General features: G+C 58.1%; 3 protein-coding genes. 2 read left to right on the plus strand and 1 reads right to left on the minus strand.

The window, feature by feature from the left end; translation table 11 throughout:
- The coding region (locus H1Y01_RS03855) for a dihydrodipicolinate synthase family protein (protein ID WP_180538957.1) at window positions 1-770 on the minus strand (770 nt) is incomplete at its 3' end.
- An 8-nt stretch (window positions 771-778) separates the two neighbouring features.
- Between H1Y01_RS03855 and H1Y01_RS03860 the strand changes: the two genes are divergently transcribed.
- The gene (locus H1Y01_RS03860; RefSeq protein WP_180538959.1) at window positions 779-1,570 is read left to right on the plus strand and encodes a 50S ribosomal protein L11 methyltransferase; all 792 of its coding nucleotides are present in this window, start codon (window positions 779-781) and stop codon (window positions 1,568-1,570) included.
- Between the two features lie 11 nt (window positions 1,571-1,581).
- On the plus strand, window positions 1,582-2,415 hold the full coding sequence (locus tag H1Y01_RS03865; protein ID WP_180538960.1) for a hypothetical protein: 834 nt from the start codon (window positions 1,582-1,584) through the stop codon (window positions 2,413-2,415).
- Window positions 2,416-2,573 lie beyond the last annotated feature (158 nt).

Below are 2,573 nucleotides of genomic sequence, written 5' to 3' on the forward strand. Positions count from 1 at the left end.
TCTTCAATCCCGGCGCGCATCGCCGCGTTCGGCGGACAAAACGGCAGGCGCGGTGGACCGCCGTAGTAACCCATCAGTTCCATCGCGTATTTGAGCGCGCCGACTCCGCCGGTCTTCGCGATTTCCAGACCCGCAAGGCGGTTCTGCCAATCGAGTCCCGCGGCCCTCTCGCGCGTGCGGAACGCTTCCCATACCGTAATGGCCGCATAGGGGACCGCGCTCGCCAGGGGCAGCAGCGCCGCGGTGGCGCCCTGCTCGAAGCTTTCGAACAACCGCGCGGGATCGTCGGCGATCGACTGACCAACGATCGCAATCACATTCGGATGCGCCGTGACCTGTTCCATGTGCTCAGGCAGAACATCGGCCGCGATCACCGGGAGCGGCGAACGATCTGCAACCGAGCGCAGATACAAGCTTGGTTCGAACCCCTGCGCAACGAACCCGGTATACCGCGGCGCGGAACAGATCACGGCATGGAACCCGGTGTCCGCGGCCCGCTTTGCCAATGCAGCGCTGATGTGAACGCCCGGGGCACTGCAATCCGCAATCAGCAGCTTGCCCGCGGCCGCGTGCTTTGCGCCCATCTCCCACAGCGCCACCTTCTCTTCTTCGCGCAACAACGGACCTTCCCCAGCGGGCGTTCCGAACGCATAGCCGCTCACGCTCGTGCGGTTCCACCTCACCACGTTGTGCTCTACTTTTACTTTGTAGATTTCGCCGTTCGCATCGAACGGCGTTGCCGCCGCCACGAAGATTCCCTGGAGTTTCATCTGATTCCATGTTCGCTCTAGTCCTCGAATGCACCCATGAAGCGCGCGATCTGCTCATCGCCGATCTCTGGGAGGCGGGCGTCGCCGGCATCACGGAAACACCCGAGGGACTGCGCGCATTCTTCGAAGATGAAGCCGATCGAGCGGCTTTGCAAACTCAATTCGGAGGCGCGATCGAGGAAACGGAAGAGCGCGACTGGGTCGCCGAGTCGCACGAATATTTGCAGCCGATGCGCGTCGGCGCGCGCTTCTTCCTGGTTCCCGAATGGCGCGACGATCCGGCTCCTGAAGACCGCATCCGGATTCGCGTCAACTCCGGACTGGCGTTCGGAACCGGCGCGCACGAATCGACGCGGCTCTGTCTCGAAGCGCTTGAAGAGCTGATCAAGCCGGCGATGACTGTGGTGGACATCGGCACTGGCTCCGGCATTCTCGCCGAGGCTGCCAAGAAGCTCGGTGCAGGGCGCGTGATCGCGTGCGATATCGATCCGCTAGCGATCGACGTAGCCCGCGAAAACTTCGCCGCGGCCGGACTTGAGATAGAACTTTTCGAAGGCTCTGTACAGCAGGTAGAGTCCGGCATTGCTGACCTAGCGATCGGCAATCTTAGTCCCGCATGGTTAGCGCTGCTAGCGCCGGACTTCGCACGTATCATCAAACCAGACGGCACGATCCTACTTAGCGGACTCGAAGCACCGGATGTGGAGCGTGTTCAGGAACACCTGGAAGGTGCGGGCCTAAAGATGGTTAAGACGCAAGAAGAAAATCAGTGGCGCGCGTTAGTGGCGCAGATAGGATAAACTCTCTAACTATGTCCTTCTCAGCAGTCTTAGTCGGCGTAACGCTCTTTACCCTCAACCTAGCTGCACAAACTTACACGATAGAAACGATCGAGTACCCGGGATCGAGCCCCACAATCGTGACGGGCGTGAACTCCACCGGTGAAATAGTCGGCTACTATCAGGCCAACACTGGACCTGTCCCGGAAAATTTCGGGTTCACCTACCTGAACGGGACATATAGCCAGATCCCCGCTCCCGAGACAGAGACGAGGGTCGGCCAGATCAATGAATCCGGTACCATCGTGGGCAGCTTTGAAAACGGGAGCTTCCTCTTTAACGACGGACATTTTGAATATTTTGGATTCAATGCGCTGTTCGCGAACGGAATTAATAATCTCGGGACGGTTGTGGGCATCACTGGCTATACGCAACAGGGCTTCCTACTAAAACAGGGGACGCTTACGATGTTCTCTGTTCCTCAATATGGAAACACGATGCCATACGGAGTCAATGACCAAGACCAAGTAGTAGGATATGCAGCTCTGCCGGCCAACATATCGAGTCCGATTGTAACCACTGGGTTTATTTACGACCAAGGAACAATCACGACTATTGCTTATCCGAATTTCCCGTATACGACCCTTACCGGTATAAATGATCTCGGCGTGATCACCGGTTACGCGGTAGATGGTGAAACCACGGTTGGATTTCTCTACGATCACGGAACGTTCAAAACCTTCGCAATTCCAGGAGTGGCAGTTACGATGCCCGAGGGAATCACGAATTCCGGAGTCGTGTTCGGGTTGCTCTCCAAATCGATTCTCGACAGCGGCCGAGGATTTGTGGCAAAGCCTTCAAACTAAAAACGCCGTCTTAGTACCCCGCAGGTGACGGAAACACCCCGCGCGCCTGCTCCATCCGCACGGCAATTTCCAGAAGCACTTCCTCATCCCACGGCCGCCCCACCAGCTGCACGCCGATCGGCAATCCCGCCGCGGTCTGCCCGAACGGGATCACCATT

Origin of the sequence: Nevskia soli, from assembly GCF_903970205.1 — a bacterium.
Lineage (GTDB): Bacteria > Acidobacteriota > Terriglobia > Bryobacterales > Bryobacteraceae > Bog-113.